24 protein-coding genes are annotated in these 21,409 nt (G+C 69.4%); 12 read left to right on the top strand and 12 right to left on the bottom strand.

Going from position 1 to position 21,409, the window contains the following annotated elements; all coding sequences use genetic code 11:
• Window positions 1-30 precede the first annotated feature (30 nt).
• Both GA0115240_RS16375 and GA0115240_RS16380 read right to left on the bottom strand, forming a co-directional pair.
• Window positions 31-1,071 carry a hypothetical protein gene (locus GA0115240_RS16375; protein ID WP_141708858.1) on the bottom strand — a complete coding sequence of 347 codons (1,041 nt, stop codon included), beginning with the start codon at window positions 1,069-1,071 and terminating at the stop codon, window positions 31-33.
• A gap of 17 nt (window positions 1,072-1,088) precedes the next feature.
• Window positions 1,089-3,428, bottom strand: coding sequence for a glycoside hydrolase domain-containing protein (locus GA0115240_RS16380; protein WP_107407155.1), 2,340 nt, complete (start codon window positions 3,426-3,428; stop codon window positions 1,089-1,091).
• Between the two features lie 260 nt (window positions 3,429-3,688).
• Between GA0115240_RS16380 and GA0115240_RS38225 the strand changes: the two genes are divergently transcribed.
• Window positions 3,689-3,811, top strand: coding sequence for a hypothetical protein (locus GA0115240_RS38225; RefSeq protein WP_256069835.1), 123 nt, complete (start codon window positions 3,689-3,691; stop codon window positions 3,809-3,811).
• Window positions 3,812-3,918: 107 nt separating this feature from the next.
• Here the strand turns inward: GA0115240_RS38225 and GA0115240_RS16385 are convergent, their stop codons facing one another.
• Window positions 3,919-4,263 carry a hypothetical protein gene (locus GA0115240_RS16385; RefSeq protein WP_141708859.1) on the bottom strand — a complete coding sequence of 115 codons (345 nt, stop codon included), beginning with the start codon at window positions 4,261-4,263 and terminating at the stop codon, window positions 3,919-3,921.
• A gap of 176 nt (window positions 4,264-4,439) precedes the next feature.
• On the opposite strand from GA0115240_RS16385, the gene GA0115240_RS16390 reads away from it, so the two are divergent.
• On the top strand, window positions 4,440-5,126 hold the full coding sequence (locus GA0115240_RS16390) for a helix-turn-helix domain-containing protein (protein ID WP_256069836.1): 687 nt from the start codon (window positions 4,440-4,442) through the stop codon (window positions 5,124-5,126).
• A gap of 118 nt (window positions 5,127-5,244) precedes the next feature.
• Here GA0115240_RS16390 and GA0115240_RS16395 read toward each other — a convergent pair whose 3' ends face one another.
• The gene (locus GA0115240_RS16395; RefSeq protein ID WP_093737404.1) at window positions 5,245-5,817 is read right to left on the bottom strand and encodes a TetR/AcrR family transcriptional regulator; all 573 of its coding nucleotides are present in this window, start codon (window positions 5,815-5,817) and stop codon (window positions 5,245-5,247) included.
• 82 nt (window positions 5,818-5,899) lie between these two features.
• Between GA0115240_RS16395 and GA0115240_RS35635 the strand changes: the two genes are divergently transcribed.
• Both GA0115240_RS35635 and GA0115240_RS16400 read left to right on the top strand, forming a co-directional pair.
• Window positions 5,900-6,046, top strand: coding sequence for a hypothetical protein (locus GA0115240_RS35635; RefSeq protein ID WP_272919904.1), 147 nt, complete (start codon window positions 5,900-5,902; stop codon window positions 6,044-6,046).
• 37 nt (window positions 6,047-6,083) lie between these two features.
• Entirely contained in the window at window positions 6,084-6,479 is a 396-nt protein-coding gene (locus tag GA0115240_RS16400) for a VOC family protein (protein ID WP_093737405.1), read from the top strand.
• A 56-nt stretch (window positions 6,480-6,535) separates the two neighbouring features.
• Here GA0115240_RS16400 and GA0115240_RS16405 read toward each other — a convergent pair whose 3' ends face one another.
• Both GA0115240_RS16405 and GA0115240_RS16410 read right to left on the bottom strand, forming a co-directional pair.
• Window positions 6,536-7,741 (bottom strand): hypothetical protein, encoded by a 1,206-nt coding sequence (locus GA0115240_RS16405; RefSeq protein ID WP_237554930.1) that lies wholly within the window; start codon window positions 7,739-7,741, stop codon window positions 6,536-6,538.
• Between the two features lie 19 nt (window positions 7,742-7,760).
• Window positions 7,761-8,648 (bottom strand): helix-turn-helix domain-containing protein, encoded by an 888-nt coding sequence (locus tag GA0115240_RS16410; RefSeq protein ID WP_093737406.1) that lies wholly within the window; start codon window positions 8,646-8,648, stop codon window positions 7,761-7,763.
• A gap of 105 nt (window positions 8,649-8,753) precedes the next feature.
• Between GA0115240_RS16410 and GA0115240_RS16415 the strand changes: the two genes are divergently transcribed.
• Together GA0115240_RS16415 and GA0115240_RS16420 are read left to right on the top strand one after the other, a co-directional pair.
• A complete protein-coding gene (locus GA0115240_RS16415; protein WP_093737407.1) occupies window positions 8,754-9,683 on the top strand; it encodes an alpha/beta hydrolase in 930 nt (309 codons plus the stop codon).
• A 229-nt stretch (window positions 9,684-9,912) separates the two neighbouring features.
• On the top strand, window positions 9,913-10,812 hold the full coding sequence (locus GA0115240_RS16420) for an alpha/beta fold hydrolase (protein ID WP_161302260.1): 900 nt from the start codon (window positions 9,913-9,915) through the stop codon (window positions 10,810-10,812).
• Between the two features lie 269 nt (window positions 10,813-11,081).
• Here GA0115240_RS16420 and GA0115240_RS38230 read toward each other — a convergent pair whose 3' ends face one another.
• On the bottom strand, window positions 11,082-11,465 hold the full coding sequence (locus GA0115240_RS38230; protein ID WP_256069837.1) for a hypothetical protein: 384 nt from the start codon (window positions 11,463-11,465) through the stop codon (window positions 11,082-11,084).
• Window positions 11,466-11,868: 403 nt separating this feature from the next.
• On the opposite strand from GA0115240_RS38230, the gene GA0115240_RS16430 reads away from it, so the two are divergent.
• The 4 genes from GA0115240_RS16430 to GA0115240_RS16445 all read left to right on the top strand — a co-directional run bounded on the left by GA0115240_RS16430 (window position 11,869) and on the right by GA0115240_RS16445 (window position 15,563).
• Window positions 11,869-12,063 carry a hypothetical protein gene (locus GA0115240_RS16430; RefSeq protein ID WP_093737409.1) on the top strand — a complete coding sequence of 65 codons (195 nt, stop codon included), beginning with the start codon at window positions 11,869-11,871 and terminating at the stop codon, window positions 12,061-12,063.
• A gap of 16 nt (window positions 12,064-12,079) precedes the next feature.
• Complete coding sequence (locus tag GA0115240_RS38235; protein ID WP_093737410.1) at window positions 12,080-14,197, top strand: MFS transporter; 2,118 nt, start codon at window positions 12,080-12,082, stop codon at window positions 14,195-14,197.
• Window positions 14,198-14,285: 88 nt separating this feature from the next.
• Window positions 14,286-14,891 (top strand): carboxymuconolactone decarboxylase family protein, encoded by a 606-nt coding sequence (locus GA0115240_RS16440; protein ID WP_093737411.1) that lies wholly within the window; start codon window positions 14,286-14,288, stop codon window positions 14,889-14,891.
• A 24-nt stretch (window positions 14,892-14,915) separates the two neighbouring features.
• Window positions 14,916-15,563 (top strand): formylglycine-generating enzyme family protein, encoded by a 648-nt coding sequence (locus GA0115240_RS16445; RefSeq protein ID WP_093737412.1) that lies wholly within the window; start codon window positions 14,916-14,918, stop codon window positions 15,561-15,563.
• 293 nt (window positions 15,564-15,856) lie between these two features.
• On the opposite strand, the gene GA0115240_RS16450 is transcribed toward GA0115240_RS16445, so the two are convergent.
• Both GA0115240_RS16450 and GA0115240_RS16455 read right to left on the bottom strand, forming a co-directional pair.
• The gene (locus GA0115240_RS16450; RefSeq protein WP_093737413.1) at window positions 15,857-16,354 is read right to left on the bottom strand and encodes an SRPBCC family protein; all 498 of its coding nucleotides are present in this window, start codon (window positions 16,352-16,354) and stop codon (window positions 15,857-15,859) included.
• A 79-nt stretch (window positions 16,355-16,433) separates the two neighbouring features.
• Entirely contained in the window at window positions 16,434-17,402 is a 969-nt protein-coding gene (locus GA0115240_RS16455; RefSeq protein ID WP_093737414.1) for an alpha/beta hydrolase, read from the bottom strand.
• 306 nt (window positions 17,403-17,708) lie between these two features.
• Between GA0115240_RS16455 and GA0115240_RS16460 the strand changes: the two genes are divergently transcribed.
• Window positions 17,709-18,221, top strand: coding sequence for a cupin domain-containing protein (locus GA0115240_RS16460; protein ID WP_093737415.1), 513 nt, complete (start codon window positions 17,709-17,711; stop codon window positions 18,219-18,221).
• A 124-nt stretch (window positions 18,222-18,345) separates the two neighbouring features.
• Window positions 18,346-18,474, top strand: coding sequence for a DUF6183 family protein (locus GA0115240_RS38240; RefSeq protein ID WP_256069838.1), 129 nt, complete (start codon window positions 18,346-18,348; stop codon window positions 18,472-18,474).
• A 232-nt stretch (window positions 18,475-18,706) separates the two neighbouring features.
• Here GA0115240_RS38240 and GA0115240_RS16465 read toward each other — a convergent pair whose 3' ends face one another.
• Genes GA0115240_RS16465 through GA0115240_RS16475 form a run of 3 tightly spaced genes read right to left on the bottom strand, consistent with a single transcriptional unit; the run spans window position 18,707 to window position 21,361 of the window.
• A complete protein-coding gene (locus GA0115240_RS16465) occupies window positions 18,707-19,465 on the bottom strand; it encodes an FAD:protein FMN transferase (RefSeq protein ID WP_093737495.1) in 759 nt (252 codons plus the stop codon).
• Window positions 19,466-19,509: 44 nt separating this feature from the next.
• The gene (locus tag GA0115240_RS16470) at window positions 19,510-19,989 is read right to left on the bottom strand and encodes an FMN-binding protein (protein WP_093737416.1); all 480 of its coding nucleotides are present in this window, start codon (window positions 19,987-19,989) and stop codon (window positions 19,510-19,512) included.
• Window positions 19,990-19,996: 7 nt separating this feature from the next.
• Window positions 19,997-21,361 (bottom strand): ferredoxin reductase family protein, encoded by a 1,365-nt coding sequence (locus tag GA0115240_RS16475; protein WP_093737417.1) that lies wholly within the window; start codon window positions 21,359-21,361, stop codon window positions 19,997-19,999.
• Window positions 21,362-21,409 lie beyond the last annotated feature (48 nt).

Here is a 21,409-nt window from a genome sequence, read left to right on the forward strand (position 1 = left end):
CCTTTTTCCCGCCACCGGTCCGGTCGGCTACTACTCCCACCTCGAGTCGATGCGCGACAGCGAGGTCAGGCCGGTCTGCCGCTGGGTGACGTGGTTGCCGGTGTCGATCAGTCCCACCGTGGGGTGCTTGATCGTCGGCAGGTCACGCGCCGGCTTGTGCGTCGTCACTGTCACGGCGAGGTCGAGCTGGTCGCCGGCCTTGAGGCGCACCCGCGTGCTCCAACGGGTTTCGAACAGCGACGCGGTCCGGCTGCTCGCCAGCTGCCGTACGCCCGCGTCGTGCGCCTTGTGGTTGAGCTGGGCGCCGGTGATCCTGACGTCGCGTACGACCTGGGGGTCCAGTGCGACGGAGAACGCCGCGGCCGCCGGGGCGGTGCCCGGCCCGACGTTGTGCAGGGTGATGCGGGCCGGGTAGTAGTACCAGCGCTTGCCGTCCGCCCACTCGTAGCGCTCCCACACGCCGCTGACCTCGATGCCCCACGGTGTGGCGACGCCGCCGAACGCAGCGGGCCGGCGGGGCTGGAGGCTGTGTCGGCCGGTCGGCTTCGTGTTCTTGCGGCCCACGGCGGCGGTCGCGCCGGCGGGTGCGACGACCAGGTCGAGCGGGTAGAGCACCGGGAAGGCGGTTCCCACGACGACGACCGGTTCGCTGCCGGCGGGCAGCGCCTCGGTCAGGGTGACCGTGCAGGTCGCCAGGGTCGTCTTGGGGTCGGTGGTGGTCGTGCTGGTGGTGTGCACCCGGTGGCGGCCGGTGGTGACCATGGCGGTGGGCAGTGGGGAGTACAGGCGGGGGTCGTAGGTGATCGCGACCTGTGTCCCGGCGGGCAGGTCGGTGCCGGCGTGCTGGACCTGGACGGCCAACTGCCGGGGGAATGCGGCGGGTTGGACGCCGACCCCGGGCAGTACCACGACCGGGCTCGCGCCGACCGGGACCAGTGTCACGTCACCGGTGGTGGAATCGGCATACGCCGTGCCGCCGAGGCCGGCGATGTTGACGACGCCGGCGCCCAGCGTCAGGCCGCCGAGGACCAGTACCTGTCTGCGGCTGGCCTTGGAGTTCATGGAAGTCATCTCGGCTCCTCGATTCCTCAGAGGGAACAGTTCTGGAGAACGGCGTCCCGGAACGCCGTCGCCACGGCGACGATCGAGGCGTCGGACATCGACTGCGGAGTCGGGCACGTGATCGACCCGAACTGGTCGAGCCAGAAGGCCGCCCGGATGAGGTTGGTCTCGTTGTCGCCGCGGCCGATGGCACTGATGGCCGCGTCTCCGAGGGTGTCCGGGTTGCTGTTGAACCGGATCTGGTAGAAGTCCGTGCTGCGTTTGCCGGCCGACTCCACGGACGCGTAGTTCGTCTGGAAGCCCGTCGACAGCGGCTGCGAGGAGCCCTGCTGGGCCGGGTAGCCGAGGACCCAGGCGTCCATGTTGGCGAGGAAGTCGCTCAGCGAGAAGAAGGTGTTGTCGTCCCGGGTGAACATCTTGCCCATGGCGAAGTTGTAGGCCTGGTCGTCGGAGAGCCCGCTCTGGTGGAACTGCCCCAGGACGCTGACCAGGTCGCCGCCCCAGGACCCGAAGTCGGCCAGGTTGCAGTCGGTGAGGTCCGAGACGCGGCCGTGGTCGACGACGGCGCCGAACGACGCGCCGAAGTGGTCGGGGTCGGTGTCCCACAGGTAGCCGGGGTCGCGCAGCGGAGCCGCGAACGGCATGTCGGGATAGCCGTTGACGAAGTCGATGAAGCCCTGGTCGAGCGAACCGAAGACGTCGTCGGCGAAGGTCTCCTTGTTCAGCCCGTCGCGCACGCGCAGGTACTGCGAGACCAGCAGGGGTGCGGACCGGCTGTTGTTCCCCTGCGCGATCCACTGGCCGGCCCTGGCCTCCAGCCAGATCAGGTAGGTGTGGAAGCCGTCGTTGGGGTCGCGCGGCCGGGACACGCTGTTGAGACCGAGGTCCCGGCCGGAGGCGATGTCGTTGTCGATCTCCACCGAGCCGCTGGTGCCGGAGGCCAGGGTGAAGTCCTTGATCTGGTCGAAGGCCCAGTTGTCCGGGAGCGGGTAGCCGAGGTTGCCGCTGTAGCCGGTGGACATGCCGCTGACGAAACTGCGGTTGGTGAGGCCGGCGGCCGCGAGGCGGCTGCAGACGTTGCGGCACCCGTACACGCCGATCGTGTACGTCCCGATAATGGGCATCCCGGCGGTGATGCCCCTGAAGTGCGGGATGATCGCGCTGTCGATGTCCGCGTCGGTGGCGTCGAAGTCCACGGAGAAGTAGATGACCGTGCCGCCCGGGATGCCGAAGTTCATGGCCGCCTGGTACGCGGCCTGGGCGGCCGCGACACCCTGGTCGTAGCCGAAGTCGCTGAGCTGGTTGCCTTCCTCCTGGTAGAGCGGGAAGAAGGACATGCCGTTGTCGAAGATGAGCGCGATCTCGGAGTTGGTCAGCACCTTGGTGGTGCCGCCGGTGAGGTAACGGCCGACGATCGAGTACCCGTTGTCCTTCACCGTCTTGATCGTCGTGGGGTTCAGCGGGTACATGCAGTCGAACGCAGTGCCCGGGCGGTCCGGGTCGCCGGTCGACACCAGCAGCGACATCCACGTCTGGTAGTCGCCCGCGCCGTTGGCGTCGAGCGCGCAGAACTTCTGGAAGGCCGTCACCGTGCCGGCCAGATCGGAGCCGTACGTCCCGCCGCCGTCCCCCCAGTGGTTGTCGTAGCCGTTGAAGCCGACAGCGCACTGGAAGAGCCGGACCCAATTGCCCGTCGAGCCGCTGGAGACGTACGCGGTCGTCTTCAACGCCCCTTCGGTGGTCGGTCCGATGGAGCCGGTCACCTGGGAGTCCGTCAGGCCCATCTGGTACTGGATGCCCAGGACCAGGGACTGCTGGACGTTGCGGGAGAAGTGCCCGTCACACGGGCCGACGAAGAACTGGCCCTTGCTGTAGTACGCGTCGTTCAGCCACCGCTGGCAGGTCTGGATCATGTCCGAGCCGCCCGACGTCTGCACGTAGGCGTCCATGGACATCAGGGCCCTGAAGACCTTCGGATCCGCGTTGGCGACCAGGCCGTTGTAGTGCGACGCGATGCCCATGTCCGAGATCAGCGAGCTCAGTCCGCCGCAGGTGTCCAGGCCGAAGGCGCCGTCGATCTCGCCGCCGCTGTAGCCCTTGCAGTAGAGGGCGGCCTCCACGATGGTCCGCATGTTCATGTTGCTGGAACTCGCGCCGACCGGGCCGTACGCCTGCAGGTCCGCCCAGGTCGTCGGGCCGAAGTTGTCGGACAGCGAGGTGATGCCGAGTTCGTGCTGGAGCCCCCGGATGAGACTGTAGATCGTGTCCCAGCCGGTCATCCCGTTCTCGGTGCACGGGTTGTACCCCGGCACGCTGGCGTACTTGGCGTTGACCCACTGCTGGGCCTTGAGCACCATCTGATCCATGAAGCGGTCCTCCCCCCGTTGCCGGGCCGGCCCGCATCCAGGCGGACCGATCGCCGTCTCGGCGCTGACTTTAGGGCATATCCGCGCCGCGTACATCCCGCCGCGTGCACATTCGCCGGGTACGGGACCCGCACGGATGCACCATCGCCGGCGGGGAGCGTGCTCCGCCGCGCCCGTGCGTTCGCCCGGCGCGTTTACGCCCGTGGCGCGGCAAGTCCCGCTCAACGCACAGGCGTTGGCGTGATGGCCGCCGTCGGCCGGTGCCGCGCGGAGCCCCGTTCTTCGTCGACGAACTGCGGGCGCAGGGCGCGCAGATGATCGCGGTCGGCGCCGACAGCCTCTTCGTCGAGAGCGTCGTCGGCGTCGGCCTGGGCCGCCGTTGACGGCCGAGAGCCGGACCCGGCGTGACCGGACCCGGCGGGGCCAGGTCCGGCTCCTTACGTAGCCCGGTACTCGCGGCCCGGCACCGCGGCCGGAGTGCTCCGCGTCCTCATTCGCCCGCGGGGGCGTCCCGGTCCGCCCGCCAGATCCGGATCGCCTCGCCCATGAGCGTCAGGATCAGCAGGACGAGGCAGCACCCGATACCGAGCAGTCCGGCCGCGAGCAGGTAGAGCGGACGCGCGTCCATGCACTCCACGGCCGGCGAACAGCCGACGGTCCGCGGGTCCACGGACGGCCCCCTCACATGCCAGCCGAAGACGACGCAGAGCACGGAGACGACGGCCGCGGCCGACAGCAGGATCCACCGGACCCGCTGGGTCCCCCACCACGACAGGATCCACGCTGCGATGATCACCACCGGCAGGATGAACACATAATCAGGGACTATGTCCACGCTGAATCGCTCCGCGACATCGAGGTACGGCCGGTCTGCCGCCGGGTGATGTGGTCACCCATGTCGATCAATTCTACCGTCGGGTGTCTGACGGCTGGCGGGTCGCCCCGCCCGTTGATCGGCACCTCGTTGTACCCCGTTGACCCCCGCTGCACCTCGACGGCAAGCTCACCATCGTGTCCCTCGCAACCGAATCCGGCCATGGGAGACTGCTCTGTCGACTGGGGGAGTGTGCCGTGGAGACTGCCAACCGCGTGCTGACAGTGAACGTGATCGCGGCACTGAGGTACTGGCCCGGTGTCATATGGGTAGGTCAGAAGCATCCTCCGGACCCGGTGGACATGACTGTCCTGCCGCCCTTCTTCAACGAGGTGCTCCAAGACCTTCCGTGGTGGAACCGCGACTGGAGAATCGACCGCGTCCAGCCGGGAATTCCCGCCGAGACCGGGGATCACCGCTGCGATCCCGCCGTGAGGTTCACCGAGGTGTCGATCCCGGGAACGGTCACCTCCGGCAACGGCGTGAGCCTGCCGTTCGTGGCGAAGGTCGGGTTCACGGGCGACCGGCTGATCCGCTTCCAGGCCAAGATCGGCGACGTTGTCATCGGCCCGGCCGTTGCCCCTGCCGGGCGGTCGGAGCCGCACGCGTTCGGGCGGATACTCACCGCCTTGATGGACCTGCGCGGGATTCCGGTCAAGGCCATGGCCAGGGCCGCCGGACTGTCGATGTCCACCATCCACATGCTTCGCCGCGGGCACAACCCGAATCTGCTGCAAGCCCGCCTGATCGCCGGGATCCTGGACATGTCCGAAGCGGACCTCCGAGTCATCGCCGGACTCGACGACGGCAGTCGCAGCAGCTGACAGGTGGAGGCGTACGAGGCGGCGTCGGTGCTGCGTCAAAGCGACGTTCGCCCGGTGCGGGAACGGAAACCGAACAGCGCGCCACGTCATCACAGGGCAAAGGTTCGCAGACGCGGCACTACGTGTGGTTCGCCGCACCGTAGCGCAGTCCGTCGTACAGGATCGTGGCGATGCGTACCGCGTCGTCCTTCCACCCCTGCGCACGCATCCCGCAGATGCCGCCGAGGGCGCGCAGTACGGTGCGTCCGCTGACGCCGCTACGGATGAGGCCGGCCGCAACGCCCGCGGCGAGCAGCTCGTCCAGTGCGCGGGCCATGTCGTTGCGGGTGTCGTCGAAGATCGGCGAGTCGGTCGCCATGATGCTCTCCAGCACTTCACCCAGCCCTCTGCCGACTGCCGCGTGCTCCACAAGCAGCAGCAGGAAGGTGCGCAGGGCTTCGTCCGGATGGTGCTGGGTGAGCAGCCGGGCGGGAGCTTCGCAGAGCTGGGCGACCTCTTGGCGGTAGACCTCCGCGACGAGTGCTTCGCGGGTTGCGAAGTGGCGGTAGAGGGTGCCGACCGCGACCCCCGCCCGACGGGCGATCTCCTCCACATGGGCGTCGTCGCCGACAAGGAACGTTTCCCGCGCCGCGGCCAGGAGGGCTTCGCGGTTGCGGCGGGCATCGGCGCGCAGCGGACGTGGTGGCGGCAACAGTTCTCCATAAGGTGAGTGGGGTTCCGTTTGTGTGTACTCTTTACCGGAGTCAGGTTCACCTTAGTGGAGGTGGAGGCCCGTGACGATGGAGAACCAGGGCTTTGCCGGTCTGCGCGTGCTGGTGACCGGTGGTAGTCGAGGGCTGAGCGCGGCGACGGCCCGCCGTTTCGCCGCTGCCGGACCCCTGGAGCGCTCCGACGCGTCCTGGCTCGCTGTCTTCAGCTGAACCTGTCGCACCCACGCGAACGAAACGGAGCATCACCATGAACGTCAGCCTGATGTCACTGATCGTTGCCGCCGCGGATCCGGAGAGCGAGAGCTCCTTCTGGCACCAGCTGCTCGGCGGCTCGGTCACGAGGACGGAAACGCATCACTTTCTGCAGGCCGACGGATTCCCCGTGATCGTGGTCCAGCACGTGCCGGACCATGTCCCGCCGCGGTGGCCCGACGGGGTTCCCCTGCAGATGCACTTCGACCTCGCCGCGGACGACGTGGCGGCCATGGACCAGCGGATCCTTGACGGGGGTGGTCGACGGTTGCGGCCGACCGACGACGTCTTCACTCAGCAGGGGCCCCGGGTATACGCGAGCGCTGCCGGACACCCTTTCTGCGTTCGCTCGGCGCGTCCGGGCCGCCGTGGACCGACTCCTGCGCGGTGAAATCCGGCCCGGCGGACCGTGTCGTCGGCAGGCGTCCGCGCCGAGGATTTCGCGGTTCAGGCCGGTCTGCGGTCCTTCGGTGTCAGCGGGAGCATCTCGCGACCCGGTGACCTGCGAGAGCCCGACCAGGGCGCAGGTACGGCCTCGATGTCGCGGGCGAGCCGGTAGGCGAGGCCTTCGTAATTCACCCTCCACCCGCGGAAATGCGGCCAGGCCTCTTCGAGGGTGCGCTCGATCTCATAGCCCTGGGCGGTCATGTGGTCGATTCCCCGCCGGAACTGTTCAAAGGTCAAGTCCAGCGGGCCGTCCGGTTTGGGGTCCGGGTCATAGGGGATCCCTCGGCTCTGGGCGATCTCACGGAGGCACACATAGCCGCCGCGCAGCACCAGGCGCGGGTGCGCCTGGGCTTGGGAAGGGTTCAGGGCCAGGCGCAGGGAGGCCGCGTCCAGGACGGCCAGCAGGGCGATCAGCCAGTTGCGCGCCGGCTGGGGGGAACGGAACTGGACCAGCGCCGGGTAACTGGTGTGGCTTTCGCTGACGTCGGCTGCCCAGCGTTCCCAGTCGCGGAACAACTGGTCGATGCTGTCCAGCAGGTCGACCTGGGCGTAGCGGACGAGGATCTCCGGACCCCAGGAAGGGGTTCCCGTCCGCGCCTGCAGCAGCGTCACCTCGGTCTCCCGCCTGGCATACGCGCCGTAGAGAGCCGGCAGATAACCGACTTGGAGGCCGATGATGATCATGCCTGAGGCCGCGGCGAAGAAATCGACGACCGTCAGGGCACCCCGCGCCCTGTCTCCGGCGAATCCCAGGGTGAACAGGGACGAACCAGCCTCCTCGAACCCGGCTCTCAGGTCCAGCCCGCTGACCGAGCACTCCAGCAGCGCGTACCCGACCAGAAGCGAAAGGAGCCAGCTGAGGAGGGCGGCCAGGATCGCCACCGGTGCGGCCGGAGCGAGGATCTTGTCCTTGATCGCGGGATTGGAGGTCCGGTCGGCGAGGAAGCGGAAGGGCTGCAGTACGACCCAGTGGACCGAGCGGTTCAACCGGGATCTGGAGGGCCGGGGGATGACCAGGGTCAGGAGCACGGACCACACGACAGCGCAGAGGACGGCAGCTCCGAGGATTCCCAGCAGTTCTCTCAACGCAAACTCCACGCTCTTCGGACGTACGAGATCATCCGAGTCAGCATGCATCAGGATGGCTTCCCCGTCGTCGCGGCACGGATCACCGCACGCGTGGTTCTGCCGGTGCCGGGGCGCCATCGTGGCTCATCCCCGGTCGTCACGCCGTCCGTTCCGAAGCCGTCGCGGGTCCGGTGTGCGTGTCGTCGGGAGCCGTCCAGGAGGCGAGGATGCGCAGTGCTTCGTCCGAGGGGGTCCCCGGTTCGGCGGTGAGCACCATGAGCCGCTGTCCACTGCCGTCGGGGCTGGTCCAGGTGTCGCAGTCCAGGGTGAGATCCCCGACGACGTGGTGGCGGTAGCGCTTGGTGCCGTACGTCGCGCTGTTGACCCGGCGTTCGGCCCACCAGGTGCGGAAGTCGGGGTCGAGGACGGCCAGTTCGCCGACGAGTCGGGCGAGTTCGGGACGGTCGGGGTCCGAGGCGGCTTCCATGCGCAGGGCGGCGACGGCGTCGCGGGCGTCGTGCTCCCACTGGGTGTGCAGTGCGCGGATCACGGGGTCGGTGAAGACGAGTCGTACGTAGTTGCGCTGCTGCGCCGGGATCGCGCCGAAGTCCGTGTACAGCGCGCAGGCCGCTCGGTTCCAGGCGAGCACATCCATGTACCGGCCGAGCACGATGGCTGGAGTGCCGGTCAGCTGGTCGATGAGGCGCCGCATCGCCGGGCGCGGGCTCTGCCGGGTGTGCCGGCGCCGCGGTCGGGCGTCCGTCTTGCCGGCGATCTCGTACAGATACGCCTGCTGGTCCTCGTCGAGCCGCAGCGCGGCGGCCACGGTGGCCAGGACGGAGGCGGACGCCGGCGCGCGCCCCTGCTCAAGACGGGTGTAGTAGTCGACGCTGATCGCTGCCAACTGCGCGACCTCTTCGCGACGCAGCCCCGCCACCTTCCGCTGCTGTCCGGTCTCGGGCAGGCCCACCGCGCGCGGCGTCAGCTCGGCCCGCCGCGCCTTGAGGAAGGCGCCCACCTCACCGGTGTCACGTGCAAAGGTCATCCACCCCATTATGTGCACGAGGCTGCTCCGCGTGGGAGGGCAGGATCCTTCCGGGGGAGGAATCCGCCGCTTGTACGCGCACTGCGCCTGTTCGACGCTGAATTCATGAACAGCATGAACGTCACTTTCGACAGTGCCGGCATCCCTCTCGCCGGGCGCCTCTACCTTCCGGGCGGGGAAGCCGCTGCCCGGCCCGCGATCGTCGTTGGCCACCCCGCCAGCGGTGTCAAGGAGCAGGCCGCAGGTCTTTACGCCTCCCGCCTGGCCGAGCGAGGCTTCGTCACGCTCGCCTTCGACGCCGCCTACCAGGGCGAGAGCGGCGGACAACCGCGCGGACTGGAGGATCCGGCGCATCGTGTCGAGGACCTCAGGGCTGCGGTGTCGTTCCTGAGCACCCGGCCGGAGGTCGACCCGGAACGCATCGGCGCACTCGGCATCTGCGCCTCCGGCGGCTACGTCGTCCCGGCCGTGGCCACCGATCACCGCATCCGCGCCGTCGCGACCGTCAGCGCCGCCGACATCGGCCGCCAGTTCCGCAACGGCGCCGACGACACCCAGGACCCCGCTGTGCTCCCGTCGATGCTGGACGCCGCCGCGGCCGCCCGAACCGCAGAAGCGCGCGGCGAGGGCATCGGCAGCTTCCCCATCTTCCCCGCCACCGCCGAGGAGGCGCGGGCCCAGGGCGGGCAGCACGGCTTCGAGGGCTTCGAGTACTACTGCACCGACCGGGCCCGGCATCCCCGCTCGGCGAAGGAGTTCACCTGGTCGAGCATCGACCGGATCGCCACCTTCGAGCCCTTCCGCTTCATCACCATGATCGCCCCGCGTCCCCTGCTGATGATCGTCGGCACCGAGGCAGTCACCCAGCACATGACCACTGAAGCGTTCCACGACGCACAGGAGCCGAAAGAACTACACCGGATCGACGGAGCCAGCCACGTCGACCTTTACGACAAGCCGGAGTACGTCGGTCCGGCGGTCGAGAAACTCGCCGGCTTTTTCGGCACGCAGTTTGCCGGCGACGTGCCGCACTGAATTTGCGGTGGGGGATCTTGGAATCCGGGGCTGCCGATGACGGGGCCTGGTGAGCAGCCCGGGTGGGCCCGTTGGCGGCCGGGCCGCGTCGCATGTCCGGACCGGTCGGCCGAGGTTCGCGGAGATGCGGCCCCCGTTCCCCGGCCGTACCGTTGAACGGTCGGGGGTATATGCCTTTCTGCGGCTGCCGGCGGCCCCCGGACGATCACCCCAATTTCGGGAGGCACGCATGGCCACCGCGACCAGGACCCGGGAACACCCGCCCACGCATTTCCGTACCGAGGAAATCGACGGGCTGAACATCTTCTATCGCGAGGCCGGTCCCAGCGACGCGCCCGCCGTGGTCCTGCTGCACGGATTTCCGACGTCGTCGCGGATGTACCGCAACCTGATTCCGCAACTGTCGGACGCGTACCACGTCATCGCTCCCGACTATCCGGGTTTCGGGCACAGCGACGCACCCGACCGGGACGACTTCACCTACACCTTCGATCATGTCGCCGACATCATGGAAAAGCTGCTGGACCGGCTGAAGGTGCGGAAGTACACGCTCTACATGATGGACTTCGGCGGCCCCATCGGCTGGCGCCTGGCCGTCCGGCATCCCGAGCGGGTCAGCGCCCTGGTCCTGCAGAACGCGCCCTTGTACCCCGAGCGGGACAAGGACGGATTCTGGAAGGACATGATTCCGTATTGGAGCGACGGGTCGGACGAGCACCGAAACGTAGCGAAGTCCTTCGTGTCGCCGGATTCCACCCGGGACCAATATCTCATCGGGACCCGCGACCCCTCGCTGGTCGACCCGGACAACTGGCTGACCGATCAGGCGCTGCTGGACCGGCCCGGTGTCGACGAGATCATGATGGACTATCTGTACGACATCTCGAAGCTGGATAATCTCTTCGCCGCGGCAAAGGAATTCCTCCGCACCGAGCAGCCGCCGGCCCTGATCGCCACCGGCGCGAACGACATCGTGTTCTCGGGAGCCAATATGCGGAACTTCCTGCACGAGCTGCCGAACGCCGAATTCCACGCCCTGGACACCGGGCACTTCGCCCTGGAGGAGAAGGCCGACGAGATCGGCGGCCTGATGCGTTCGTTCCTGGACCGGACCGTCTCCGAGGGCTGAGGGCGGCGCCGCGAACGCGACGGCGCACCTCGCCGGGGGGACCGGTCGGTCACGCCCCCGGAGGCGGTCAAGCGGAGGCGAGGATCGTATCGATGGACCGCTTGCGAAGCGCTTCGGCTAAGGGCTGTCCCGTAATCCGCGGTGGATCAGCGTGCGGCGTCAGATGCGGTGCATCGCAAGGCGGAGGGTCGTCCTCATACCGGGTCGTATTCGGACGGGCCCGACAACGCAGCGAGGTGCCGTAGCTGTCGTCGCGCGCCCGCCGGGGATTAGGGGACAGCCCTTAGGTGTGCCATTTCCACGGAGGTGCCGATGAGGCCCGGTCCCGTGAGGTCGGCGGCCGTCAGCCGGGCTTCGTCAAGCGACAGGTGGTGCATCTCGCGCAGGATTCGCAACACCGGAACGAGGCTGGTGTTCTTGGCCGCCAGGCGAAGCCGAGCGGCCCCGTGCTCGGCCAGAAGTGCCTGCCGCACCTCTTCGGGAGCTGGGCCTGTGCCCGTCTCGCACCACGCGTTGGTGCACGCTGCGCACCGTCCTTCGACGCCCCAGCGCAGCTGTCCGCGCTCGATGAACTGGCCGAGGTCGCGGACCAGCACCCCATCGCAGTTCGCGCACAGCGATGTGACCTTCACTCCCTGGGTGGTGATGATCACGGATCACTCTCCCTGTGACGTCGATCTGCCAGAACCTGCGGCGAGCAGACCTGCCCGACCATCGGATTGTCCAGGGACCGAGGATCGCAGACAGGGGCCTCACGCTGCGAATGGCTCTGGTGGTGCGGGCTGGTAACAGCCTCCGTCGCGGAGGAGCGCCCACAAGACGTTGAGCCTGCGGCGGCGAGCGCGAGGACGGCACCGGTACAGGAATCGGCCTCGAGCAGCGACACCGCTCCGCGGCCGGCCCGTGGCGACCACGGCGGCAGGCCGTGCGCGGCCCGGCAATGGGGGAGAAGCTCTTCGGCGACCGCGTCGTCACGATGAGCGGCATGGATAGACGACAGGCTCCACGAGTCTTCGCCACCGCCGCGATCACCGCCCGCCTGCCGTCGTGGCGTTGATGCCGCCGCGTCTGCGCGAGACCCCGGCCGGACGGCTGACGATGGTGGCGATCGTGGCCGTGATCGTGGTGGCCGTGGAGTCGGTTTCAAGCGACGAAGCCGCCGCCCGCGGCGCCGACCTGCCTCGGCGGCGCCGGCCCGAGGGCGAAGAACCCTCCAGCGATCTGACGCCGGCGGACTCCCACCTGCCCTGACAGAAGAGGTACCGACATGTCAGCACCGACCATCCCGGCCGCGCCGCCGATCCAAGCCAGGCGCGGGCTGTGGGGACGCCAACTCGACCGGTACCCCGGAAACGGGGCCCGGGCGCTCTATCTGGGCATCGTCGTGGTGAGCACCGTGACGTTGTACTACGAGCTCTTCGTGCAGAACGCGGTGTCGACGCAGATCGCCGCGAAGCTGCACATGTCCCTGGCGTACTTCATCGCCGTGATCGTGATCGGTTACGGGCTCGGCGCGGTGGGATCGGTCGTCGCCGGGCTCGCGGACCGCTGGGGTCGCGCGAACCTGGTCGTCTACGGATTGGCCCTGACCGGAGGGCTGGTGCTGTTCGCGCTGCCGAACGCGCACACCAAGCTGACGTACCTGGTTTTGTTCGGCCTGGTCAGCATCGTCGAGGGCGTCGTCCTGGTGGCCAGCCCGGCACTGGTGCGGGACTTCTCGCCGCAGGTCGGCCGGGCCTCGGCGATGGGCTTGTGGACGCTGGGCCCGGTGGTCGGCTCGCTGCTGGTGACCGAGGTCTCCAGCAACACCCTCACCGCGCACCCCGATTGGCAGTACCAGTTCCGGTTCTGCGGCGCCGTGGGTCTGGCGGTGTTCGTGATCGCCTTCCTGGGCTTGCGGGAACTGGCGCCGCGGCTGCGGGACCAGCTGATGGTCAGCCTGCGGGACCAGGCCGTGGTCGAGGCGCGGGCCCGCGGTGTCGATCCGGACCGGGACGCGGACGGCCGGTGGCGGCAGGTGCTGCGGACCGACGTGATCGGACCGGCGTTCGGGATCGGCGCGTTCCTGCTGTTCTTCTACATGGCGGTCGGCTTGTTCGTGGTCTTCTACACCACGACCTTCGGCTACAGTCTGGCCCGCGCCAACGCCCTGGGTAACTGGTACTGGGGTCTGCAGGCCGTCGCCCTGATCATCGCCGGCGTGCTGTCCGACCGGCTGCGCGTACGCAAGCCGTTCATGGTGGTCGGCGCAGCCGTCAGCGCCGTGGGGGTGGCCCTGTTCGCCCGGGCCACCACGCACGCCGACACCGGCTACTACCATTTCGCGTGGATCATCGCGCTCATCTCGATCGGCAGCGCGATCGCCCTCGCGGCGTGGATGGCCGCGTTCACCGAGACCGTGGAGGGGCACAGCCCAGCCGCCATCGCCACCGGCCTGGCAGTCTGGGGCGCGATGCTGCGCGTCATCGTCGTGGCGACACTGGGCTCGGTGAGCTTCGCGATTCCGGCCGCCGAGACCTTGGTGGACCACGGACCTCAGCTCCATGCCGCGGTGGCGGGCCAGGACCCGAGCCTGAGCGCGTCGCAGAACTCGATCGTCAAAGCGGTGGCGGCGGACCCGGGCATCGCGGTCAAGGCGCAGACGCTGGCCGCCAAAGACTCCGCCGAACTCGCGACCGCCGCACGGCTCACGCCGGCCGTCTCCGCCGCCCTGATCGCGAATCCGAACGACCAGGTGGCGCGGGCCACGGCGCTGAGCCAGGTCTCCGGCAAACCTGTCCCCGAGATCGCTCGGGTGCTGACGCTCAGCACGCGCTACCAGGCGCAGCTCGCCACCGCCGCCACCCTCGACCCGGCCACCCAGGCCGCGCTGGCCACCGGCGCCACCGATCCGGGCACCCGGGCCAAGGCCGTCGGCGAGACAGCGGCCGGGCTGCACGTACCGGTCGCCACGGCGACCGCCGACCTGCAAGCCCTGGCCCAAGTCCCGCCGACCGACCTGAACCTGCTGCGCGCCGACGGCCCCGTGCTCCAGCAGTCACTCGCGAAGCTCACCGCGCTGGGCACGGTCCCGCCGGCCGATCTGACGTTCCTCAACACCTACGGCCGCGGCCTGAAGGACCCCGCGGTGGCCTCCGCACTGGCCTATCTGCAAAGGGAAGCACCGGTTGTGCAGAAGGCGGCCAAGGACGGCCCGGCGCAATGGCAGCGCTGGTGGTGGCTCTGCTTCGTCGGCCAACTGGTCTTCCTGCCGTCCATCTGGCTGCTCACCGGACGCTGGACCCCGGCCAAGGCCCGCGCCGACGCCGCCGCGCACAACAGCGCGGTCGCCCGCGAACTCGCGGCCCTGGCGGCTGAACGAGCGGGTGACCAACAGGCCCGCTGAGCCATGTCGGTCGGACCTCCGGTGCTATAAATTTAGGGTTCTGCCTATTCGTCATGGATGCCACCCCGATGCCCGGAGGTTCACCGCCATGCCGCACATCGAGTTGGGCAACGACCAGCCCGGGATCCGTTCGCTGTTCTTCTTCCGCCCCGAGACCGCCGCGCCGCTGTGCGACCTGGTCGAGGTCCTCCTGCGCGCGCCGAGCACATTGCAGCGCTGGGAGCGGGAGCTGATCGCGACCCGGGTCTCCGGACTCAACGAGTGCCGTTACTGCACGACGACCCACGCCGCCTTCGCCTGCGCGCAACTCCCGGAGGACGTGAAGCTGGACCTGGTCCGCGCCGACGTCATTGCCGCCCCCGGCACTGTCGGCGCGGACATCCTCGCCGCACCGATCAGCGACAAGCTGCGGGCGCTGCTGGCGATCGCCGAAGCCGTGCAGCGCAGCGGGCAAGACGTGACCCCCGAGCTCGTCGAGCAGGCCCGCGCGCAGGGGGCGACGGACGTCGAGCTGCACGACACGGTCCTGATCGCAGCGGCGTTCTGCATGTACAACCGCTACGTCGACGGACTGGGCACCGTCGCGCCGCTGGACCCAGAGAATTACACCAGGCGCGCCGAGGCGTTGGCCCAGAACGGCTACCTGCCGATCGTCGACGCGGCGCTGGCCCACCAGGCCGCCGCGCGAGGCTGACACGTCGAGGTGACGGGGAACGAGATGATCGCCATCCCGCCGGGGCAGGTGACGCTGTCGGACCGGCGGACGCAGCGCAGTTGGTCGGTCGAGCTTGCGCCTTACCAGCTCGCGGCGGTCCCGGTCACCCAGGCGTTGTACGCGCGGATCACGGGCCGGCGGCCGAGTACCACCCATGGGGACCAGCTGCCCGTCGAGTCCGTCTCCTGGTGGGACGCTGCGCGGTTCTGCAACGCACTGTCGCAGCATGAGGGGTTCACGCCGGCGTACCGCTTCGGTGCCGAGGGCGAAGGGATCGAGTGGGACGCGTCCGCCGACGGGTACCGGTTGCCGACCGAAGGCGAGTGGGAACACGCCTGCCGTGCCGGTACGACAGGAGCGCATTACGGGGAACTCGACGCCATCGCCTGGTACCGCGGCAACTCGCTCGAACGCATCCACGACGTCGGCGGCAAACGCCCCAATGCGTGGGGGCTCCACGACATGCTCGGCAACGTCTGGGACTGGTGCTGGGACGTCTACGACGCCGAGGTCTACGGCGCCTATCGGGTGCTCCGCGGCGGTGGATGGTTCGATGAGCACTGGAGTTGCCGGGCCTCCGCGCGGCGCCGCAGCCATCCGGCCTTCCAGGTCGACGACGTCGGATTCCGCCTGGCGCGTTCCCTCGTATGACGACCGGTTCGTGTCCGTCCTCAGTGCCTGTGTCCGAGCGGTGACCGTTCCCCGAACCCTACGTCCGATCTTTCATGATCATCCTGCGGCGTACCAGTGCTGAGTGATGCTACTGCGGGTGCCTGCGACAAGGACGGGCCGGCGCGATACCGTCGCAACGGCAACCGGTCGGTCCACGCGCCCAACGGCTACGGCGGCCCCAAGGCCGATGCGCAGGCCGCTCCGGGCATGCCGAGACCTGACAGGCCGTCGCGTGGACGATCCACCGGCAGTGTCCGCCCGGACCGAGAACATCAGGGTCCGCGGAATTTCCCCGGCACCGCGTAGGTGGTATCGGTCACCTCTCCCGTCTCCGTGACCTGCTTCAGTCTGTTCAGATTGGCCCGCACTTCTCCGAGCGGCGGCTTCCCCATCCACGCCAGCGCCGCCCGCCCAACCGCTCCGAATGGGGCGGACATCTTCTCGTGGACCCGCGTCTCGCCCGGACGGCTCGTCGGAGAAAATTCGACCTCCCAGCCCGTCCTCAATCCACGCGGCCCTTTCGTCTCATAGCAGATCAGGGTGTTCTCGTGGACGTCGGTCGTGCTGACCGTCCAGTGCAAGACGATTCCCCAGGGACCCTGGATCGTCCATCGGGACTCCCTGTTCCCCAAGGATTCGACAGCTATGACGTCTCCGAGGAAAAGCGGCAGGTTTTGGAAATCCCGGTAGAAGGCGAAGACCTCGGCCGGCGGGCGCTGAATCGTGACCTCGGCGTCGATGGCGGCACGTGCGGACGGTGCAGCGGACATGAAATGCCTCCAAGATCCGGCAGGGCGGTGCCGTAGAGCTCCTGACGCTCGCACCCGCCGCGGGGACGGCAGCGGGGCCTCAGCGGAAGGCGTGGCGCAGGACGTTGACGGTGAGGTGCCTGGCGACGGCGGCGGCCCTGGTGGCGCGCAGGCTGTCGAGCATGAGGAAGTCGTGGACGGTCCCCAGGACGCGCACGGCTGACACCTCCCCGCCCGCCTCCCGCAGTCGGGCGGCGTAAGCTTCGCCCTCGTCGCGCAGCACATCCGCCTCCCCGGTGATGACCAGCGCGGCGGGCAGGTCGGTGAGCAGGTCGGCGCGGGCGCGCAGCGGGGTGGCGTAGGGTTCGGCACGCTGCCGCCGGTCCGGGACGTACTGGTCCCAGAACCATTCCATGCCTGAGCGCGTGAGGTAGTAGCCCTCGGCGAACTGCCGGTAGGACCCGGTGTCGAAGTCGGCGTCGGTGACCGGGTAGAGCAGAACCTGCGCCCTGAGGCGCGGGCCGCCACGCTCCTTGGCCATCAGGGAGAGAGCCGCGGCGATATTGCCCCCGGAGGAGTCGCCGGCCACAGCGACACGCGCGGCGTCGAGGCGGTAGGCACGGCCGTGTTCAGCGACCCACGCGGCGACCGCGTAGCCCTGCTCGATCTGCGCCGGATACCTCGCCTCGGGTGCCCGCTCGTACACCGGGAAGACCACGGCCGCGCCGGCGCCGGTCGCCAGCTCACGCACAAGGCGATCATGAGTGGTCTCGTCACCGAAGACCCAGCCGCCGCCATGGAAGAAGAGCACCACGGGCAGATCGCCGTCGGCGCCCTGCGGCCGGACGATGCGGGTACGGACCTCTCCGTACCGGCCACTGTCGACTTTGACCCATGTCTCCTCGACAGGCGGTCTCCCCACCCCGTGCCCCGCCTGGAGCATTGCGAGGCGCTCCCGCCCCTTCGCCGGAGGCAACTCATAGCTCCGGGGGTGCGGGAAGGTCATCTCCGCCAGCTCCCGCGCAGGGGGTTCAAGGAACGGGGAGGGAGGCTGTGGAAGGTCTGTCATCGCACCGTTCCTCCCTGTACATCATGAGACCGCCGACCGGGATTCCCACCGCTTGGACCGCGATAGCGGTCAAAATGCACCGATAGTCAATTTTAGCCGTCCCGAAAGCTGTCGCAAGCCGCGTTGAATCCCGAAGTCCGCTCTGGTGGGGCAGCTGATCCAGGGGAATGGCCGCACGGTCGATTCCCCGCGCTTTGTCCCCTGAACAGTGAGACGGTGGGGACGAAAAGCCCCGCAGCGGCTCCGGGAGGGCCGGCACGGCCAGCGGACCCGGGGAGCCCGCTCCCTGCGGCGAGAGGAAATACCATGAGCGAGATGGATGTACCCCCTGTCGCGATCACCGAGCCCGGACAGGGTACGGAAGTCGAGATCCCCGGCTTCGGAGCCCAGTACAAACTCTGGAGCCGCGACACGGGCGGGTTGTTGTCCGTTGTCGAGCACCCCTTCGCGGTGGGGATCATCACCGCGCCGCACCGCCACACCCATGAGGACGAGCACTCGCTGGTTCTCGAAGGCGAGATCGGGTTCCGCTCCGACGACAGCGAGAAGGTCCTCGGGCCGGGCGGCTACATCCGCAAGCCGCGCGGGGAGATGCATGCCATGTGGAACGCGGGTGATGTCCCCGGGAGGATCGTCGAGATCATCGCTCCCGGCGGCTTCGAGACCTACTTCAGGGATCTCTCCGAGCTGATGGCCTCGGGCAACGCACAACCCAGCGACTTCTCAACGCTCTCCGACAAATACGGCATCACCTACGGCCGTCCCGACTGGCTCGACGACGTGGTCCAGCGGTACGGACTCAATCCGCCCACGCACTGATCAGGCCCGGATCGGCCTCGTTTCCCGCGGCATCTCCTCGGCGGTCGTCCGCGGTGCCACGATTTCGGCGTCCGGGAAGGCGCCGCTTCCCCAGGTGCGGTCAGGGTTCGCAACGCCCGTACACGTGAGCCGCTGGTTCCGCGTGCACACCACCTCCGCGTGGTTCTACGGAATCTACTGGGACCTCGCGGTGGCGGCCCTGCGCCCCGGCGGCCAGGAGATCGCCGTCCTGGCCGCCACCGACACCGGCTGACCGCGGAGTCCACCGTCCCGAGGCCGTGCGACGTTGCGGCCGAACCGCACTACCCGCGTGGCAGAAACGGTCGACGGCCGGCATCACCGCGATGAAGTCCGTCCGTGTCCCGCCACCAGCACGCCGGGACCCCGCACCGGCGTTCGTGACCTGACTCTGATGAGATGCGTTAAGCAAGACCGGGAGCCTGCTGGGCGGCGCGGTCGGCCCTGAGATGTCCGTCGCCTCGAACTCACCCTGTTCTCGCCGCTCGGTCCCGCAGCGGGAGAGCTGAACCGGGCCCGTCGCCCGGCCCGTTCGCGCCAGTGGTCCACGTGGTGCCGTCCGCGGCGACCGCGAAGGAGCGGGTGCCGGGCAGGGACCGGAGCCAGGTGCGGGCGGCCTGGTCGCCCATCGCGTAGGCGGCGGTGGCGCACGTGTCCGCCTCGGTCAGGCTGCGGCAGACGACGGTGAGGGAGGCGAGCCCGCCGGCCGGGGGACGCCCGCTGTGGGGGTCGACGATGTGACAGCCGCGTTCGGCGGGGCCGGAGGTGGCGACGGCCAGTTCGCGGTCGGCGTGCACGACGGTGGCAAGTCGGCCGCGGCGCAGCGGGTCGCTCACGCCGATCCGCCACGGTCCGCCGTGCACTTGGACGTCACCGCCGCCGTTGACGCACACCGCCTCGGCCCCGGACGAGGAGACCATCGCGGCTGCCCGTTCTACCGCCCATCCCTTGACCAGTCCGGTGGGGTCGAAGCCGCCGGCGTAACCGGCGCTGAACCAGCCGCCGCTGCGCCGCTCGGCGGCCTCACAGAGCCGCAGGACCTCCCACACCTCCGGGGAGCACGCGGACAGCGCGAGGGTTCCGGCGGCCAGTCGGCTGATCTGGCTCTCCGGCCGGTAGGTCGAGAAGACCTCGTCCACGTGCTCGAGCCAGGCGACCGCGCCGACGAGGGCCGTGGCCGTGCGGGGGCCGGCGCCGCGGACGTCGAAGGAGAAGACGGTGCCCATGATCTGCTCGACCCGGCGAAGCCGGGAGTCGGATTGGGTCACCGTCAGCTCCCGGCCTTGTCGAGGGCGCTCTGCAGGGACTGGAGGTAGCCCTCGCTGGTGTAGGTCGCCCCCGAGACGGTGTCGATGTGCGCGCTCTGTGCGGCCAGTGCCTCCTGCGTGAGCTGCGGGACGGCGAAGCCGCTGATCTCCTGGTCGCGGGGGCTGCCCTCCGGCACCTGGACGGCGGACACCGCGGTGATCCTCCCCGCGAGCAGGGTGACGCGCAGCTGTACGGGGCCGTAGCGGGTCTGCACGGCGTCGCCCTCCACGGTGCGGGTTCCCGTCGAGCCGCTGCCCGCGTCCGCCGCGGCGGACGTTGCCGAGGAGGAGGGCGCGGGCACGGGCGCCGCGGAACGGCCGGCGATGCTGCCCGCGCCGGCGGTGGTGTGCGGCTTGAGGCTGAGCAGGAGCAGGACACCGCCGACGGTCGCCAGTGTGCTGAGCAGGACACGCCGCAGTGGGCGGCCGGCGATGCTGTTCACGGGCGTCTCACAGTTCGAACGACTCGTGGTGGATGTGGCGGGCCGGTACTCCGGCCGAGCGCAGCGCCTCGTAGGACGCGCGTGCCATACCGGGTGGCCCGCACAGGTAGACGTCGTGCTGGGCCAGGTCCGGCACGGTGCCGCGCAGCAGTTCGGCGGTCAGCCGGGGGCTGCGGCCGTCGGCCTGGTTGAGCAGGTAGTGCAGGTGGGCGCCGCGGGAGCGGGCTATCGACTCCAGTTCGCCGCGCAGCGCCAGATCGTCCGTGGTGCGGGCCCGGTGGATCAGGGTCAGGTCGCCGGGCCGTGCGGGCAGGGACGCGAACAGGGCGCGCAGCGGCGTCACCCCCACACCGCCCGCCAGCAGCAGTACCTTCTGCCGCGTCCGGCGGTCGGCGGTCAGGGCGCCGTACGGCCCCTCGGCCCAGATCCGGGTGCCCGGCCGCAGCCGGGCCAGCGCCGCGCTGTGGCCGCCGACCGCCTTGACGGTGATGCGCAGCAGGTCGGGCCGGGGAGCCGTGGACAGCGAGTACGGGCTGGCCGTCCACCACAGCCCGGGGGTCAGGAAGCGCCAGCGCAGGAACTGGCCGGAACGGGCCGCCAGTTCCGGCAGCCGCTCGCCGTGGATGATCACCGACACCACCCCGGGCGCCTCCGGGACCACCCGCGCCACCCGCAGCCGGTGCCGGGTGTTCAGCCGCAGCGGCAGTGCGATCCGATACCAGAGCACGGCCGCGGCAGCCCCCACGTAGAGCGCGTACCAGAAGCCGCGTGCCAGCGGACGGGTGGAGAAGTCCGCGCCGAGGGCGAGCTGGTGCCAGAAGGCGAGGAAGACCGCCAGGTAGGTGAGCAGGTGCAGGTAGTACCAGGTCTCGTAGCGGACCGTGCGGCGCACCGCCCGCGCGGAGACGGCTCCGACGGTGAGCAACAGCAGGCCGCCGACGGTGCCCTTGAGCATCTCCGGGTAGGTGAGCACGACGGTCGACGTCTCGCCGACCACACCGGTGTGGGCCTGCACCGCGTAGCCCCACAGGATCAACGTGACGTGCGCGATGAGCAGGCACACCGTGTAGCGGCCCAGCGCGGCGTGCCAGCGCGCCACCCGGTCACTGCCCACACCCTGCTCCAGGACGGGGATCCGCGCCATCAGAGCGACCAGCAGCGCGCAGCTGTAGCCGGTGAGCAGGCCGGCGATGCGGCCCGCGCCGATCAGCCAGTCCGCCGGGCCCACCACGGCGCCCGTGTCCTGCCACCACAGTGCCAGCACGGCAGCCGCGCCCGACCAGCAGAGCAGGAGGACCAGCGCGGCGGGGGAGCACCGCCCGGCCGGCGCCACCGCGTGCCGCGCCGGGCGCGGGCTGTATGTGGTGGTCATAGGAGAAATCCTTTCCTTCACCCTGCACGGCCACTGTGCGGGGGAAAC

The organism is Streptomyces sp. DvalAA-14 (assembly GCF_900091855.1).
Classification (GTDB): Bacteria; Actinomycetota; Actinomycetes; order Streptomycetales; family Streptomycetaceae; genus Actinacidiphila.

What these genes read in the sequence shown, in the direction of transcription:
- GA0115240_RS16450 (WP_093737413.1), bottom strand. Translation starts at nt 16,354, where the DNA reads ATGTCCGCTGCACCGTCCGCACGTGCCGCCATCGACGCCGAGGTCACG.
- GA0115240_RS16380 (WP_107407155.1), bottom strand. Translation starts at nt 3,428, where the DNA reads ATGGATCAGATGGTGCTCAAGGCCCAGCAGTGGGTCAACGCCAAGTAC.
- GA0115240_RS16400 (WP_093737405.1), top strand. Translation starts at nt 6,084, where the DNA reads ATGAACGTCAGCCTGATGTCACTGATCGTTGCCGCCGCGGATCCGGAG.
- GA0115240_RS16430 (WP_093737409.1), top strand. Translation starts at nt 11,869, where the DNA reads ATGCCGCCGCGTCTGCGCGAGACCCCGGCCGGACGGCTGACGATGGTG.
- GA0115240_RS16410 (WP_093737406.1), bottom strand. Translation starts at nt 8,648, where the DNA reads ATGACCTTTGCACGTGACACCGGTGAGGTGGGCGCCTTCCTCAAGGCG.
- GA0115240_RS16415 (WP_093737407.1), top strand. Translation starts at nt 8,754, where the DNA reads ATGAACAGCATGAACGTCACTTTCGACAGTGCCGGCATCCCTCTCGCC.
- GA0115240_RS16420 (WP_161302260.1), top strand. Translation starts at nt 9,913, where the DNA reads ATGGCCACCGCGACCAGGACCCGGGAACACCCGCCCACGCATTTCCGT.
- GA0115240_RS16475 (WP_093737417.1), bottom strand. Translation starts at nt 21,361, where the DNA reads ATGACCACCACATACAGCCCGCGCCCGGCGCGGCACGCGGTGGCGCCG.
- GA0115240_RS16455 (WP_093737414.1), bottom strand. Translation starts at nt 17,402, where the DNA reads ATGACAGACCTTCCACAGCCTCCCTCCCCGTTCCTTGAACCCCCTGCG.
- GA0115240_RS16445 (WP_093737412.1), top strand. Translation starts at nt 14,916, where the DNA reads ATGATCGCCATCCCGCCGGGGCAGGTGACGCTGTCGGACCGGCGGACG.
- GA0115240_RS16440 (WP_093737411.1), top strand. Translation starts at nt 14,286, where the DNA reads ATGCCGCACATCGAGTTGGGCAACGACCAGCCCGGGATCCGTTCGCTG.
- GA0115240_RS16375 (WP_141708858.1), bottom strand. Translation starts at nt 1,071, where the DNA reads ATGACTTCCATGAACTCCAAGGCCAGCCGCAGACAGGTACTGGTCCTC.
- GA0115240_RS16460 (WP_093737415.1), top strand. Translation starts at nt 17,709, where the DNA reads ATGAGCGAGATGGATGTACCCCCTGTCGCGATCACCGAGCCCGGACAG.
- GA0115240_RS38235 (WP_093737410.1), top strand. Translation starts at nt 12,080, where the DNA reads ATGTCAGCACCGACCATCCCGGCCGCGCCGCCGATCCAAGCCAGGCGC.
- GA0115240_RS16465 (WP_093737495.1), bottom strand. Translation starts at nt 19,465, where the DNA reads ATGGGCACCGTCTTCTCCTTCGACGTCCGCGGCGCCGGCCCCCGCACG.
- GA0115240_RS16405 (WP_237554930.1), bottom strand. Translation starts at nt 7,741, where the DNA reads ATGGCGCCCCGGCACCGGCAGAACCACGCGTGCGGTGATCCGTGCCGC.